The sequence below is a fragment of the Vibrio sp. CCB-PB317 genome, from assembly GCF_022808245.1.
In the GTDB taxonomy this organism is placed as follows: Bacteria; Pseudomonadota; Gammaproteobacteria; order Enterobacterales; family Vibrionaceae; genus Vibrio; species Vibrio diabolicus.
The window spans coordinates 400,921-415,872 of record NZ_JALGNU010000002.1 but is presented as its reverse complement, the minus strand read 5'-3'; the positions used below and the strand labels follow the sequence as shown (position 1 = coordinate 415,872).

Here is a 14,952-nt window from a genome sequence, read left to right as displayed (position 1 = left end):
GCTCAAAATAGGCGTGTAATCTCAGCGGCTCGTTGATGTGCCAGAAAGTTGCTTATTTAAGCGACCAACATGAACTAAACTCATCAGTTTTATCAGGGGCTTAATGATCAACTGCGCGCTGCCTACGATGAACAGCCAAGTACCACTTTCAATCAACGAATCATTCAAAAAGAAAAAGCTACCAATTAAAAACCAAATAGCAATGAGTAGGTCGTTTGCAGCACCTAACGCCTCATAGCGGCGCTGAATAACGATGTGACGGCTTCCTAGATCTAAATCCAACTCTCTGCCATGTATCTGCACTGTATAGCTCCCCTCTTATTGTTTCGCGTCAGTTATGCCCAAGTTATTTCGAAATACTTAGTTCTAAACCCTAACGGACGTGGCATGCATTGACAACCATTGGAGGGATTATCTATTTGCAATAAAAAGAAAAGGGCGCATAAGCACCCTTTTTAGCGAGTCTAATTACAGGTATTCGCTTTAATGATTAGATAGTGAGTGCCAACTTAACTCCACTTCAACAAGCGAGTTTCGTTGCCTTCTTCCGGCTTCGCTGGAATATTGAGTGACAACAGCAAGCTCACTGCTGCCATACCAGCGCCGATGTAAAATACGCTCGCAGGTGAAACAAGCCAAATGACACCAAACGTAACAGGTATTACAACCGCCGCAATATGGTTAATCGTAAACGCAACGCCCGCGGTCGACGCCATATCGGCAGGATCGGCAATTTTCTGGAAGTAGGTTTTAATCGCAAGCGCTAACGCGAAAAATAAATGATCGACAACATACAATGCTGCCGCCCACTCTGCCGTTTGCACCAAACCGTACCCGACGAACACGAAGATCAAACCGACGTATTCAAACATCAACGCTTTGCGCTCACCAACAACGCCGATAAAACGGCCTATTCGCTTCGCAAACAAGAAGTTAAAGACATAGTTGATCAAAAACAGCAAGGTAATGTCTGCGGCAGAGTAGCCAAACTTCTCTACCATCAAGAAGCCAGCGAAAACAGTGAAAATCTGACGGCGAGCACCACTCATAAACGTGAGCGCGTAGTACAACCAGTAACGTTTACGCAGAATGAGTTTCTTGTTTTGAGGCACTTTTGTTTTAAATTGAGGGAAAGCAAATGCCATCACCAAAATAAGCACAAAACCTAAACCACCTGCCATTAGATAGACCGTTTTAAAATCAAGTTTGAGCTGTTCGAGCGAAACCCAAATGGCGCCGTAGGTAAACAGAGAAGCCAAAGCCCCAACAGAAATAAATTTACCCAGCATTTCCGGGGCTTCTTCTTTCGATAGCCATTGTAAAGACAAAGACTGCTTTAGTGTTTCAAAGTAGTGGAAACCGGTGGACATTAACAAGGTGGTAAAAAGTAGACCGTATAAAGTGGGAAAATAACCTGTTAATGCCGTACCAAGCGTAAGCATCGCCAAAGAGACGAGCATAAAGCGTTGTTCACGGATAAAAAGTAAAACGAATACCGCGGTGAAAGCGAGAAAGCCAGGTACTTCTCTAACACTTTGAAGTAAACCGATATCAGCGCCATCAAAGTTCGCTTTCTCGATAACGAAGTTGTTCAACAACGCCATCCAGGTAGAAAAAGCAATGGGCACGATAATGGAAATTAACAGGAGGAAATTTTGCGGCGTTCTCCAGCCTTGCGATGAGGTAGTCATGATGTTTCCTTTAAATATGAAGGCATCATCATAGCTTTAAATGTAACAAATTCGCAATATCATTATTATTTTCAACCCTGGCCAAGCAGATACGGTGTAGAGATATTGTTATGAAAATAAACATCGCACTCAATTCCTTGGCTAAGCGCGATGTTGAAATATCGAGAGAAATAGGTAAAACGCCAGTGATGAGGCTCAGTAACTTAATCGATATTCTTTACTGTTAGACGATTCTTAAATTCAAACACATGTTCTGGACACACATCCAAACAGCGGCCACAACTTATGCAGTTTTGATCCATAACTCGACGATCTCCCTCTTTCAAAGGCTGCCAAAGCACTTCTGGTTCTGGGCAAACATAAAAGCAGTCCATGCATTTCGTGCAATCCTCGCGGCGAACAGCGGTAACGCGCAACAGGCTTTTTCGGCCTATCACGCCATAGGTAGCTCCCAGTGGACATAAGTGCCCACACCACCCATGCTCAACCAAGAGTAAGTCCAGTACGAACACCAGTGCGATCAGCACCCAACCTGCGCCCATACCAAACACCAATCCGCGATGCAGTGCCGCCACTGGATCTAACCATGTCCAAAGAATCGCGCCAGACAGCGCGCTGCCCAACATCAAAACAGGGATCAGCCAATAGCGAATAGCAGGAGACCAACGATAGCTCGCTTTAATGTTGAACTTTCGGCGCAGCCACGCCGCTAAGTCCGTCACGATGTTCAACGGGCATACCCAAGCACAAAATGCGCGCGGTGCTAAAATCGCATAGAACACCACGACAATCACTACGCCTAACAACGCATTAAACTCCGGTATATGCCCTGTCGCCAAAGCTTGAAGCACAATTAACGGGTCACTTAAAGGGACCGTATCGAGCAACATACTCGATGAGAGGTTACCGGTTAGAACCCCTAATGTCGGCCCAGCCATAAACAGCGCAATGATGGTGAGCTGACATAGCCGACGTAAAACCAGAAACCGATGCGCGCGCCACCAACCAAGCTTTTCTACCACTTCTTTGCCAGCATTTTGAGCTAAGTTCTTTGCCATTACTTACCTCCTTTTAGCGATTCAAGCGCACCTTCCGGTACAGGCGTCTCACTAGGGAGGATATTTTCGAGTGGTTTGTCGATCTCTTTCCAACCAAAATTGTAGTGACTGCCCACTTTGCCTTTCGCCAAATCCGTCGGGACGACTTTAATAGCAGCGACATCCAACACGCACGCTTGTTCGCACTTACCGCATCCGGTACACACTTCGGAATTCACTGTTGGGATAAGTTTGGCGTGATAACCGGTTCGGTCGTTGTGAACCATCTCTAACGTGATGGCTTCATCAATCAGCGGACAAACGCGATAACAAACGTCGCATCGTAATCCTTGCCAGTTAAGGCAAGTTTCATGGTCAATAAGAACCGCTGTCCCCATGCGAGCATCATCAATATCGGTTAGCTTCGGATCCAGCGCCCCACTCGGGCAAGCCACCACACAAGGAATGTCTTCGCACATTTCGCAGGGAATATCGCGCGCAGTAAAGTAAGGAGAACCAGTGGCTACAGGAGAAAGTAATGTCGCGAGTTTCAATGTGTCGTAAGGGCATGCTTGAACACACAAGCCACATCGAATACAGGCTGATTCGAAATCGCCTTCTGGCAATGCACCGGGTGGGCGAATAGGCACACCTTTAGTTTCTCGAGCTTGGCTTTGCAGCGATTGTAAGCCCAACACACACGCCGCTGCGCCAACGCCTGCCGCAGTTCGGACAGTATCACGCAAAAATCGACGCCGACTTTGCGATGTTTTAGACTGAGAGGATTTCATGCTATTTCCTCAACGAAACTCCTTTATCAAGTTAAGCATAAATAGCGCTAAACGTACCTCTTCCCCATACCTCATAAGAGGTAACTCCACCCTCAATTGATTCAAGTCAACTGATGTACAGTGCCGTCGTCACAGTTTGAATAATTCCATTTATTTCCTCCAAAATGAAATTCACCACGATACTCTGCCGTGCACGCCATTTTCAGTACAATAATTCAACACCTTTGCAATCTATTCGCTAAATTCAAAGATAAATGACTACTAAAATTTAGAAAAACATCGCTATAACAACCTAATTTAAAAGGTGTTTATCTCTCAAACTTAAAAAAATACTATCCAAAATAAGGAACTGTGGTTAGATTGAAAATTAATACTAAAAAGCGAAGGAGAGAAGCATGGAAATTATCGTACGTCCAACAACCGTTGAAGACGCAGCGGCACTCGTAGAAATCTATTCACAACCAAAAGCACAACGTGAAACCCTGCAACTCCCAAAACCTTCGCTCGCAATGTGGGTAGAACGATTGTCAAATATGCCCGCTGGCGTTTACAGCTACGTAGCTGAAATCGATGGTAAAGTAGTGGGTAACATTGGCTTTCATCACTCGCAGCGTCCAAGAACAATGCACACAGCATCATTTGGCATCGGAGTGCATGACAGCTTCCATGGGCTCGGTATTGGTAGCAAGTTGATTGAAACAGTCACTGAACTGGCAGATAACTGGCTAAACGTGAGAAGAATTCAGATAGAAGTCAACGCCGATAATGGCGCCGCCATTGGGCTGTACAAAAAGCATGGATTTCAAATTGAGGGCGAAGCCATTGATGGCTCCTTCCGAGATGGCGAGTTCATCAATACCTATTACATGGCACGTATCAGGCCAAGTAAAAAGTAAATCAAAGCCTCCTAATTGGAGGCTTTTCTTCTTAAACTTCTACTCACTTTCGTAAGTGAGTCAGCGCTCTGCTAGTCAATGCTTCTGTGTAAGGATTGATCTTCCAGTGATCGGGGCTCCAACCTTTCACAAATCGTTGAAAGTCAGCCCACGCAACCGCAAACAAAGGACGCCATTCGCGCTCGACTTCATTGGGGGCAAGATTCGGATGATAAACCATTAACGCCTGTTGCAACTGAGCAAAATACGTATCCAAGACCCAAACTTCCATCTCTGCACAACGTTCTGGCTTGACGGCGCTGCTCATGAACAGTGCTACGTCTTTCATCGCACAGCCATGTCCGACGTATTGAAAGTCGACCGCAGCAACGCTTGATTCTTCTCGATCAAAACAGAAGTTCGCCAATTTGGCATCACCGTGTACAAGCGTCTTGAACTTGGCTTGCGAAAGCGTTTGATCAATCAATTGAGCGGCATCTTTTAGCTCGGTGTCTTGCAGCACCTCAAGCTCATCGGGTCTGGTTGCCAAGTGCCAATACGTGCCGCTATGCCACAGCTTATCCGAGCGAACACCGATGTAGCGCGCATGAAAGTTCGCCAACCAAGCAAGGCAGGCTCGTAGATGTTCTAGCTTTGCATCGGTGATGACTTTTGGAAAGCCTGCCTCGGCGAGATCTTCCATCACGATGAGCCATTCATTCTCCGATTGGAACGTTTTTAGACCTTGTGGTACTCGGCAGCGAGTGCTCACCTCTCTGGAAAAATCCGTATACCAATTCACTTCCACCTGATAAGAGTGCAGCTTTCTTTGGTGAGATCGGTCAGTATTCCAGCCTCTTGGATGCTCTGAAGGTTTAGGGAGTTTTACATGCTTAATGATCAACGAGCAAGTTGAATAAGTAACTCGGACTAACTCACCATAGCCTCCCCATAGCGATTGTATGACTTCTACCGATTGATAATTCCCGAGCTTTAGCTCCTGGCCAATGCTTTGGTAACGTTGGTGGTTGTCGTTCATCATCATGCAAGCAGATGTGACCACGCTTGGTTTTTCTCCATATAATGAATGACATATGGACAGACTGGTTTGATTTTATAACCGAGTGCCTCAATTTCTGGCAATACCGCTTCCATCATCACTTTTCCGTACCCTTTACCTCGTAATGCTTCAGGAACTACGGTTGATGTGATGTGCATGACATTGTTCTCAAGCTGATAAACCACCTTGGCTTTATAACCTTGTTCTAAATCAACCCAAAATGTGTTGTTTTCAACTTCATGAGTTACTTTATGCATATCTTGCTCTCTAATTTTTGTTACGGATTGATTGAATCAAACTATATCACTGAATAGAATCAACACCATGCTGAAGTGCTCTGTCACTTCACGCCATTACCTTCTCAAATCAGGTACGACAATAATAATGAGAAATATGAGCCCTATTGCCAGAGACGGCAAACTACCTCTGCAAAGCAAGAAGGCACCCGAACGTCAGGCAAGTACACTAAATAGCACCGATGCAATGGCAATGGTCGAACATGGCAGTGAAGTAAGTTTAAACGTCACGACACCTGTTGGTACCAAGTTTATTACAACCAGCACATTTGTCGGCTGTCACTCAAATAATACCGCATTGATAGAGGTTCCGAACATCTCCGATGAGGACTTGAAATTCTATTTTCAAGAAGGCTTTTGGATCAATGTAAAAGCGTACTCTCATCGAGGGGAAGGTGCTGTCATTCCATTTCGGGCGCAATTGCAGCACCGACTCGGCGACCCGTATCCAATTTTAGTGCTAAGTCTACCTAACACCATGCAGGTCTTTCAGCTTCGTAAAGAAGTACGTTACGAAGTGAATTTGAGAGCGCGCGTTTGTTTAGAAGCCTATCGAACTGAATGCGAGATAAGAGATTTATCTCGTAGTGGGTGCCGCTTTGTGACATCACCAATGAGCCGACCACTTCAGGTTGGTGATCGCGTTTCATTGGACCTAACCATGCCCGGTGAAAGCCACATGCTCGCGCCATTGCGAGGTCGTATTTGTAACTTACAAAAATCGACACACCATGCTCGCTATGGAATGGAGTTTGATGAGGTTGGTAAAACCAACGCTAAAAGTCTCCTGAGTCACCTAAAATTTGATGGGACTAAACTCACACTAAAAAGGTAGCTTTGATAACGAGCACCAAGCATCGGCCAGTTTTGATACCCGGAAAACAAGAAACCCCTTACTGTAAAGTAAGGGGTTTTGTTTACTAAGAATAAGGCAGAATCTTAGATAACAGTTTCGACTTAGAAGTCGTAACGTAGACCTAGCGCTAGCTCATCTTTTTCATCAGCACCTTCGTTATCCATTAGATCGAAGTTGTATGATGCGTAGCCACGGAAGTTAGGCTTGAAGTAGTAAGTAACATCAACAGCTAGGTTTTCTACAGTATCAGCATCTTCTAGCTCACCTTTGTTGAACGTAGAAGTAAATACAGTTTGACCCATAGTGTATGATGCAGCTAGTTCGTAGCCTTTGTAATCCGCAGACTCACCTGCAACATCCACGTCTGCGCCTGTGTAGTTACCAGCGAAGTAGAAATCACCTACAGAGTATGCAGCAGCAAGCATGAACTCATCACTATCGTTTTGGTCTGCATAACCAGCACCTAGTTCAATACCAGTATTAGCAAATGCGTAGATACCAGATAGAGAGAAGCCATCTTCCTCGTTGTCTGTAAAACCTTTTGCATCTGTTGTGCGATCAGCAAAGCGGTAGCTAGCACGTACAGCTAGTTGCTCGAATTGGCCTTTGTAAGACAGCATGTTGTCTGTACGGTCAGATACAGGCAGTTTAAGTGCTGCAGTGTTACCGTGGTAAGCCATAATATCGGTAAAATCAGTAAGAACGAATAATGCACCGTCGTTTTTACCGTAAGTTACTTCACCGTATTTACCGCCTAGGCCTGCGTAAGCGTAACGAGTTTCAAGATCACTGTTGTTATCTACGGCACCTTCTTCTTTTGTTTCGAACTCACCTTCCCAAAAACCAACACCGTATAGGTTTTCATTGATTTCCTGTTTGCCTAGGAAGTTAAGACGGATGCGAGTACGGTCTTTTGCCTTACCATCCATCATAGAAAGACGCGCTTCAGCGCGGCCGCCCATCTCAAGAGAAGTGCCATCTTGGTTGTATAGTTCTGAAGCGACAACTTGAGATCCTGATGCCATTAGCGCCACTGCTACAGCTAAAGTTTTTAATTTCATTGTTATTTTCCATATCATTGTTTTATATGTATTTTCTCACCAGAAAAACAGGACTTTTCTGTACCAACGAGAAAACAGGCGGCATAGTAGCAGCTGTTATTTTTCACGCAACGCGTTGAATAAACAGCACTTATAGAAGAAAACACCAAGTAAAATGACGATATGAATACCTCTCAACCATCAAGTTATCGGTTGAGGTAAAAAAATCGTTCGCGTCAAAAAAAAATTGACGCAAAAAATGTAAAAACAATCTCATTATATGTGATTTTGCTCGCAAAATATTTTCACTAAATGACTGTTTTAGATAGACTTCCTGATTTTAAATCCGTTTCTCACAAACAAAAAAATCCCCAAGCAATAGCTCAGGGATTTATACATTTTGTTAGGCGAATAGCGAATTAAAGCTTAAAGAAGCTCAATTGCTCTTTCTGCTTCTCTGCAAGTAATGAAAGCTCAGTACTCGCGCTTGCGCTTTGACTAATACCCGCCACATTCTGGTTAACGAGTTCAGACATGTTAACCACGTTGCGGTTGATGTCTTGAGTGACTTGAGACTGCTCTTCGGCTGCGGTTGCCACTTGCGTGTTTGAATCGTTAATGTTGGCTACCGACTCGGTAATACCAACCAATGCCTCATTCGCTTGTTGCGTCAGTTCGTTGTTACGACTGAGCATATCAAGGCTGACTTGCATGCTGTCATTCGCAAGCCCAGACTGCGCTTGAAGTTCTTCAATAATCGTTTGGATCTCTTGAGTCGAGTCTTGCGTGCGTGCCGCGAGCATACGTACTTCATCCGCAACAACCGCAAAACCACGACCAGACTCACCAGCACGCGCAGCTTCAATCGCAGCGTTCAATGCGAGTAAGTTGGTCTGCTCAGAGACACCGCGAATCACTTCAATAACGTCGTTGATCTGAACCGACTGCTCTTTTAAACGCAGTACGACTTGCGCTGCATCGTTCAATGCCTGAGACATCTGTGCGCTTGCTTCTGCGCTCTCTTGGAAGATAGCCAGACCTGATTGCGCAAGACCATCAGCTTCGCGAGCTGTCGAATCCGCAGACGTTGCGTTATCGCTCACGTTGTTTGCGGTGCTGGCAAGTTCATTAACAGCCGATGCAACTTGTTCTATCTCAGCGAGCTCTAGCTGAGCATTCGCTTCTGCTTGCGTCATTACTGCGGCAAGCTCAGTCGATGCCGAGGCAACCTCTTCACTGATACGAGTTAGCTGGTCGACCGTGTTATAAAGCTGTTCTGCTGTTTGGTTAACATCTTTGCTCAGCTTCGCAATTTCGTTATCACCATCTACATCTGCGCGAACTGATAAGTTGCCCATTGCCAACTGACGCATCACTTCTTGAAGTTTTTGAATAGGCGTAACAATCATGCCTGATAAGATCCACGCCCCCACCAATGAGAACGCAAATACCGCAAGAACTGTCAGCATAGCGTTGTTTTGTACACGCTCATTCTGTTGATGGCTTCTTATGGTTGACTGCTCTGCTTGATCATTCACATGCTTCGACAGAGTATTGATTTGTTGAACCATTTCTCGGCCAACATTACGGTACTCTTTAATGAATGCACGGTACTCACTGTCCGATTTCAAGCCTTGATCGTACTGGTTAAAGAAAGCCACTGAGCGCTCTGAATATCGAACATAGGCTTCGATCGCTTGGCGAACTTTAATCGCATCTTCACGAAACAGATTACGAGCTTCAATCGCACTTAAATCAGCTTCAACCTGCTTTAAGCCTTCTTTCAATTCATTAAGAAAATTTTCACGACGGGAAGCGTCGTAGATAGCGTAAACCGCTGTAATACGAAGTGGATAAATTTCATCGTCAATACGCGCCAAAGTGTCTTTATGGAAAACCAAAGACTCTTGGTTGGAAGCAATAACATCTTGCTCAGCTTGAAGATTGTTTTTAGTAATCCACAAAGCAATAAACAAAACAATCGCGGTAAATAATACCGGAACCAAAATTTGCGTTCGTACTGACAAATTTTTCAGTGATAACTGCATGACTGGACCTCAGTTGTATGCGTGATGCCTATATCCAAACGAACTCAAGCAACTCTCAATACTGAAGCTGCATTTCGGTTATTTGAATATCTATGCTTCCTTGCGACGGGAAAGTTCCCAGACGAATAAACAAGTGGCGAATATTAGAGGTCGATCACACTTTTGTCTAGTACAAAAAGTCCCCATTTTCAATCTGTTATTGACAATATCCCGACAGTAGTGTCGGGATATTGTCGTTATGATAAATTGTGATCACTTATGATGAGATACATTCACATTTAGGGCGGTTTTAGGCTATTTTCTCAACGAATTGAGCTTAGCTTGAGCAAGGCCAAAAATCGTATCTATTGGATAAGAACCTTCATCGGTTGGCTCACCGGCGACTTTCCCCGTGAACAGCTCGATGGCTTCAGTGACATGATCAATCGCCCAAATATTAAACTCACCTTTTTCTACTGCTTTCACGATGTCGGAACGGAGCATCAAGTTATGAACATTAGATTGCGGGATAATGACCCCCTGCCCTTCATGACGACCTTTAATCACACACACATCGTAAAAGCCTTCAATTTTTTCGTTCACACCACCAATCGGCTGAGCTTCACCAAACTGATTCATCGAGCCTGTAATCGCAATGTCTTGTCGGTTTGGTTGCTTTGAAAAAGCAGACACTACAGCACATAGCTCTGCCATGCTGGCACTATCACCGTCGACACCACCATAAGATTGCTCAAACGTAATCGTTGTGGTTAATGGTACTCGCGCCGTTTTACCAAATACGGAAGACAAGTAGGCCGATAGAATCATCACGCCTTTAGAGTGAATACTGCCGCCCAAATCCACACTGCGTTCGATATCGATAACATCTCCATCGCCGTAACACGTCGTCGCGGTGATGCGATTCGGCGCACCAAACATGTAGTCACTGGTACTTAATACCGAGAGGGCATTCACTTGACCGATAGCCTTCCCTTCAGTGCGAATCAAGGTTGTACCGTTAACAAACGTTTCCATCACGCTGTCGCGTAATCGGCTCACTCGCATTTCTTGGTTCTTGAGCGCCTCTTCCACATGACCGATACGGATCATGTTGGAGTTGGCTTGACGAGCAACGTAGTTTGACTCACGTAATAAATTCGCAATATTGGCAGAGTGGAGTGATAGCTTGGTTTGATCACCAGACAAGCGTGAACTGTATTCGATAATCCGTCCCATGGACTTTCTATCACAGTGCAGCATATTGTTGTCGTTCACGACGCTAGAAATAAAGCGCGCATAGTGCAGTTCCGACTCTGGCGTTCGCTTCATCTCATCTTCAAAATCTGCTGTCACTCGGAACAACTCACTGAACTCTGGATCGTAATGCTGCAGCAATTGATAAGTTCGGTAGTCACCAAACAGAATGATTTTAATATCGAGCGGGATAGGCTCGGGATCGAGTGATACCGCCCCTGTCAATGTCACTTCTTTTTCTAGGGAGGTAAAGCTCAATTGACGAGCGCGCAGTGCGCGCTTCAAACCATCCCAAACGTAAGGCTGTTCAAGCACTTTCTGTGCATCCATTAACAGAACGCCGCCATTCGCCTTATGCAAACTCCCCGCACGAATCAGCGAAAAGTCGGTAAACACGGTTCCCTTGAAAGTGGCTGTCTCAATCGAACCGAAGAGCGAATGGTAATTAGGGTTTTCTTCAACAACGATAGGAAAGTCACTGCTGTTGCGGCTTACCAATACGTTCACTTTATAACGACGTGGTAATTTTTTATCCAACGACGCCGTCGCAATTTCGCCTTGCTCACCACTTTGATCAAGGAAGATATCTGCGTTTTCAACAATATCTTTTTGCAGCTCAGTTAAGTACGTTTTGATTTCAGAATATTCCGCGTAATCCACTTTGAGTTTTTTGATGAAGTGAGTAATCACATCAAGCGTCACTTCATCATTAAGCTTTTTGATTTTATCGCTGTACGTCTCTTCCCACTCCGTGAGCTCACGAACCATCGAGCGTAATCGCACTTCGAGTTCATCAATAGCATCGCTGAACTGCTCTTGCTCTTTCTTACTTAGTGCATCAAAAGACTCTTCCGTATGAAGCTCGTCACCATTCATGGCGACAAACTGATAATCGCCTTGTGTGGTAAGCGTCAAGCTAATGCCTTTCTCTTTTGCCTCTCGGCTAATGCGGTCCAGCTCGTTTTGTTGCTTCGCTGCCAATTGATTTTTTAATCGCTCAGCGCGGCTAAAGTACATTTCATTGTCGAACGCTAGGGGTAAAGCATTCAGTAGTTTGCCCATTAAGGCTTCAATATCAACACGTAACTTATTCCCGATACCACAAGGCAGCTTCAAAACCTTGGGTGTGCGGGTATCTTCAAAGTTCGCAACGTAACACCAATCAAACAAGGCTGCTGCATCGTGCTGGTGACGATTCAGATAGCGCAGGATCATGGTGCGTTTACCTAGCCCATTCTGACCAATGGCGTAGATGTTATACCCTTTCTCTTTGATGGACATCGCAAACTCGACCGCTTTTTGCGCGCGCTCTTGGCCCACAATCTCATCAATTGGAGGTAACTCCTTGGTCGACTTACATGGCATATTCTCTAGATCTGCTACAGAATATAGCTGCTTAGCTTCCAATCTTAGTATTGCCATATCCACTTCCTTTTTTCTTATTTTCGTCATTTGAGTGTAGAGATTATTTGCTTAATTTTAAGTGATTTACCTTCCACCCTAGTTTGATTGGACGTTTTATGAGCATAAAAGTGATATCAACACTCACTTGCAATTGATAATCAATTTCATTTAATATCAAAACAAATCAACTCTTGTGGAGATGGACATGAATATTGAGCAATGCTGGATGCGCTACTTGAAAGCAGAGCAATTGATGGAACAAGGCCACTGGCCCGAGGCACATCGTTTATACGACGATGTACTCAGCAATCTACCGAACCACATTCATTCGGCGCTCGAAAATGCTCAAACCAAACCTTGTCAGTTTGTCTGTCTTATCACCGGGCTTAGAGATGCGTGCGTCGCACAATCGGAGATTCTCAACAAACTCGGATTACAGCGCGATGCTTTTTCAACACTCAATCAAACGTACGCACTATTCCAATTCTTGCAATTAGAGAATCATGAACTTATTGAGCGTGTGGGTCATTTACTTGGTCAACAAAGTGAAGACTTGTTAGCTCATATGGCGGCATTTTGCTCTGCTCAACGCAATGCTCAATGGATGATTGAGCTAGACCATGTAACGCGCGCACATGAGCAGTTTTTGCATTTGCAAGCGATGAGTTCGGCAAAGTCTTCGCCTTCTCACCTTTATAATTAATCTAAAGCCCAAGCATTTAGGCCAGCTAGGTTTGTGCTGTCCATTGCTTGAGTATCATTTGCTTTACCAACCACAAGGATCTGTGATGTCTTCTAAAACCATTCTTTCGGTGAGTAACCTATCGGTCAGCTTTACGACAAACGATGGGATCGTCGATGCAGTAAAGAATGTTAGCTTCGATTTAAAAGCAGGCGAGACGCTTTCCATCGTTGGCGAGTCTGGGTCTGGCAAGTCAGTATCAACCAATGCACTGATGAAACTATTGCCAGACAACGCTATTTTGCATACGAACTCATCCATCATGTTTGAGGGTAGCTCCATCTTGGATAAAACGGAGCGTGAAATGCAAAGCGTTCGCGGTGATCGTATCGGTATGATTTTTCAGGAGCCGATGACCTCACTGAACCCATACATGCGGGTGGGGATCCAAGTTGCTGAGGCCATCATGTGCCACCGTCCAGTGGATAGACGGAAAGCCAAAGCGAGAGTGTTAGAGCTGTTTGAACTGGTTCACATGCCAGAGCCAGAGAAAGCGTACAGCAAATATCCGCACGAGTTTTCTGGCGGTCAGTTGCAACGCATCATGATTGCAATGGCATTGATTAACGAACCCGATATTTTAATTGCCGACGAACCAACCACCGCGTTAGATGTCACGGTTCAAGCAGAAGTGCTGCACCTGATTAAAGAAATTCAGGCTCAGATGGGCATGGCAATCCTATTTATTACTCATGATTTAGGCGTCGTAAAACACTTTGCCGACCGTGTCATTGTGATGTGTAAAGGGGAAGTCGTCGAAGAAGGCGAAACGCAAACACTCTTCGAAGACCCAAAGCACGAATACACACGTATGCTGATCAACTCGATTCCAAAAGGCAGTAAGGACCCTATTAGCGAGAGTGCTACACAACTATTAAAAGCTGACGATATACGAGTCAAATTCTTGATAAAGTCGCATTTTATTGCCAGTAAAAATGAGTACTTCGAAGCCGTAAAAGGCATTTCTCTTGAGCTCAAACAAGGGGAAACACTCGGGATTGTTGGGGAATCCGGTTCAGGCAAGTCTACCCTCGGCCGCGCACTGATAGGCCTCCTGCCATCCACAGGTAAAATCGAATACAAAGGCCAAGATATGGCTTTGCTGACAAACAAAGAACGTTTTGAGCTGAAAAAAGACGTTCAGATGGTGTTCCAAGACCCTTATGGTTCGCTTTCTCCTCGTATGACTATCGGCGAGATCATCACTGAAGGATTAACTGTCCACCAGCCAACGTTGAGTAAAAAAGAACGTATGCAGAAAGCACGCGACGTGCTTCGAGAGGTTCGCTTAGATCCCGCGTCCATCAACCGCTATCCGCACGAGTTTTCAGGAGGCCAGCGTCAGCGTATTGCTATCGCGCGAGCACTGATCCTTGAACCTTCGTTTATTTTGCTTGATGAGCCGACCTCTGCATTGGACCGCTCGGTTCAACTGACTGTGATTGATCTCCTGAAAGATTTGCAGAAAAAGCATAACATTGGCTACTTGTTTATTAGCCACGATCTATCAGTCGTCAAAGCCCTTTCTGATCGTGTTCTTGTCATGCAAAAAGGCGAGGTCATGGAACAAGGTACAGCCGAAAATATTTTCCAAAACCCTAAAAATGACTACACGAAAAAACTGATAGATGCCTCATTTGATCTTGAAAACAGTGAAAATCAGCACAATGCGGCTTAGGTTCATCACAGTTTCATATTCATAAACTAGGATTAAGAAAAGGTGATGATTTCATCTTGTCTTAAGAATGGCGTAGCTGCCTTTCGGTTTGGCCGCCGAGACTGGTTGGTTCAAGAGTCAGACTTAGTCAACCTGGCTCAAACACTGGTAAACAGTATGAATTGAGTTCCCCCAACCATGAAAAATGCCGCGACAGTGTCG

13 protein-coding genes are annotated in these 14,952 nt (G+C 44.9%); 4 read left to right on the top strand and 9 right to left on the bottom strand.

Translation table 11 applies throughout. The annotated features are described in order from the left end of the window. Positions 1-21: 21 nt before the first annotated feature. The 4 genes from MTR11_RS11025 to napG all read right to left on the bottom strand — a co-directional run bounded on the left by MTR11_RS11025 (position 22) and on the right by napG (position 3,519). Positions 22-303: a YrhK family protein gene (locus tag MTR11_RS11025; RefSeq protein ID WP_053808304.1), complete on the bottom strand. Its 282-nt coding sequence runs from the start codon at positions 301-303 to the stop codon at positions 22-24. A 206-nt stretch (positions 304-509) separates the two neighbouring features. After that, positions 510-1,691 carry an MFS transporter gene (locus MTR11_RS11020; protein WP_005394895.1) on the bottom strand — a complete coding sequence of 394 codons (1,182 nt, stop codon included), beginning with the start codon at positions 1,689-1,691 and terminating at the stop codon, positions 510-512. 203 nt (positions 1,692-1,894) lie between these two features. Next, entirely contained in the window at positions 1,895-2,749 is an 855-nt protein-coding gene (gene napH / locus MTR11_RS11015) for a quinol dehydrogenase ferredoxin subunit NapH (RefSeq protein ID WP_243327512.1), read from the bottom strand. After that, a complete protein-coding gene (napG, locus tag MTR11_RS11010) occupies positions 2,749-3,519 on the bottom strand; it encodes a ferredoxin-type protein NapG (protein WP_015313573.1) in 771 nt (256 codons plus the stop codon). The genes napH and napG overlap by 1 nt, the downstream gene beginning before the upstream one ends. 395 nt (positions 3,520-3,914) lie before the next feature. Here napG and MTR11_RS11005 point away from each other — a divergent pair, with 395 nt between their 5' ends. Next, positions 3,915-4,415 carry a GNAT family N-acetyltransferase gene (locus MTR11_RS11005; RefSeq protein ID WP_054866853.1) on the top strand — a complete coding sequence of 167 codons (501 nt, stop codon included), beginning with the start codon at positions 3,915-3,917 and terminating at the stop codon, positions 4,413-4,415. Between the two features lie 43 nt (positions 4,416-4,458). Here the strand turns inward: MTR11_RS11005 and MTR11_RS11000 are convergent, their stop codons facing one another. Further along, positions 4,459-5,433, bottom strand: a complete 975-nt coding sequence (locus MTR11_RS11000; protein WP_413777597.1) for a phosphotransferase — start codon at positions 5,431-5,433, stop codon at positions 4,459-4,461. 2 nt (positions 5,434-5,435) lie between these two features. Beyond that, on the bottom strand, positions 5,436-5,711 hold the full coding sequence (locus MTR11_RS10995; RefSeq protein WP_182033283.1) for a GNAT family N-acetyltransferase: 276 nt from the start codon (positions 5,709-5,711) through the stop codon (positions 5,436-5,438). Positions 5,712-5,838: 127 nt separating this feature from the next. Between MTR11_RS10995 and MTR11_RS10990 the strand changes: the two genes are divergently transcribed. Further along, on the top strand, positions 5,839-6,585 hold the full coding sequence (locus tag MTR11_RS10990; RefSeq protein ID WP_043884593.1) for a flagellar brake protein: 747 nt from the start codon (positions 5,839-5,841) through the stop codon (positions 6,583-6,585). Between the two features lie 122 nt (positions 6,586-6,707). Here MTR11_RS10990 and MTR11_RS10985 read toward each other — a convergent pair whose 3' ends face one another. The 3 genes from MTR11_RS10985 to MTR11_RS10975 all read right to left on the bottom strand — a co-directional run bounded on the left by MTR11_RS10985 (position 6,708) and on the right by MTR11_RS10975 (position 12,349). Then, positions 6,708-7,667, bottom strand: coding sequence for a porin (locus MTR11_RS10985; protein ID WP_005394882.1), 960 nt, complete (start codon positions 7,665-7,667; stop codon positions 6,708-6,710). Positions 7,668-8,065: 398 nt separating this feature from the next. Further along, the gene (locus MTR11_RS10980; RefSeq protein WP_005394881.1) at positions 8,066-9,694 is read right to left on the bottom strand and encodes a methyl-accepting chemotaxis protein; all 1,629 of its coding nucleotides are present in this window, start codon (positions 9,692-9,694) and stop codon (positions 8,066-8,068) included. A gap of 294 nt (positions 9,695-9,988) precedes the next feature. After that, positions 9,989-12,349, bottom strand: a complete 2,361-nt coding sequence (locus tag MTR11_RS10975; protein ID WP_182033217.1) for a Lon protease family protein — start codon at positions 12,347-12,349, stop codon at positions 9,989-9,991. 187 nt (positions 12,350-12,536) lie between these two features. On the opposite strand from MTR11_RS10975, the gene MTR11_RS10970 reads away from it, so the two are divergent. Both MTR11_RS10970 and MTR11_RS10965 read left to right on the top strand, forming a co-directional pair. Further along, entirely contained in the window at positions 12,537-13,034 is a 498-nt protein-coding gene (locus MTR11_RS10970) for a hypothetical protein (RefSeq protein ID WP_054866850.1), read from the top strand. An 85-nt stretch (positions 13,035-13,119) separates the two neighbouring features. Further along, the gene (locus MTR11_RS10965; RefSeq protein ID WP_243327505.1) at positions 13,120-14,751 is read left to right on the top strand and encodes an ABC transporter ATP-binding protein; all 1,632 of its coding nucleotides are present in this window, start codon (positions 13,120-13,122) and stop codon (positions 14,749-14,751) included. Positions 14,752-14,952: the final 201 nt, after the last annotated feature.

Bases quoted from the DNA above. Each gene is read 5' to 3' on its own strand.
- MTR11_RS10995 (WP_182033283.1), bottom strand. From the start codon at position 5,711: ATGCATAAAGTAACTCATGAAGTTGAAAACAACACATTTTGGGTTGAT.
- MTR11_RS10975 (WP_182033217.1), bottom strand. From the start codon at position 12,349: ATGGCAATACTAAGATTGGAAGCTAAGCAGCTATATTCTGTAGCAGAT.
- MTR11_RS10990 (WP_043884593.1), top strand. From the start codon at position 5,839: ATGAGAAATATGAGCCCTATTGCCAGAGACGGCAAACTACCTCTGCAA.
- napG (WP_015313573.1), bottom strand. From the start codon at position 3,519: ATGAAATCCTCTCAGTCTAAAACATCGCAAAGTCGGCGTCGATTTTTG.
- napH (WP_243327512.1), bottom strand. From the start codon at position 2,749: ATGGCAAAGAACTTAGCTCAAAATGCTGGCAAAGAAGTGGTAGAAAAG.
- MTR11_RS10985 (WP_005394882.1), bottom strand. From the start codon at position 7,667: ATGAAATTAAAAACTTTAGCTGTAGCAGTGGCGCTAATGGCATCAGGA.
- MTR11_RS10970 (WP_054866850.1), top strand. From the start codon at position 12,537: ATGAATATTGAGCAATGCTGGATGCGCTACTTGAAAGCAGAGCAATTG.
- MTR11_RS10965 (WP_243327505.1), top strand. From the start codon at position 13,120: ATGTCTTCTAAAACCATTCTTTCGGTGAGTAACCTATCGGTCAGCTTT.
- MTR11_RS10980 (WP_005394881.1), bottom strand. From the start codon at position 9,694: ATGCAGTTATCACTGAAAAATTTGTCAGTACGAACGCAAATTTTGGTT.
- MTR11_RS11000 (WP_413777597.1), bottom strand. From the start codon at position 5,433: ATGAACGACAACCACCAACGTTACCAAAGCATTGGCCAGGAGCTAAAG.
- MTR11_RS11005 (WP_054866853.1), top strand. From the start codon at position 3,915: ATGGAAATTATCGTACGTCCAACAACCGTTGAAGACGCAGCGGCACTC.
- MTR11_RS11020 (WP_005394895.1), bottom strand. From the start codon at position 1,691: ATGACTACCTCATCGCAAGGCTGGAGAACGCCGCAAAATTTCCTCCTG.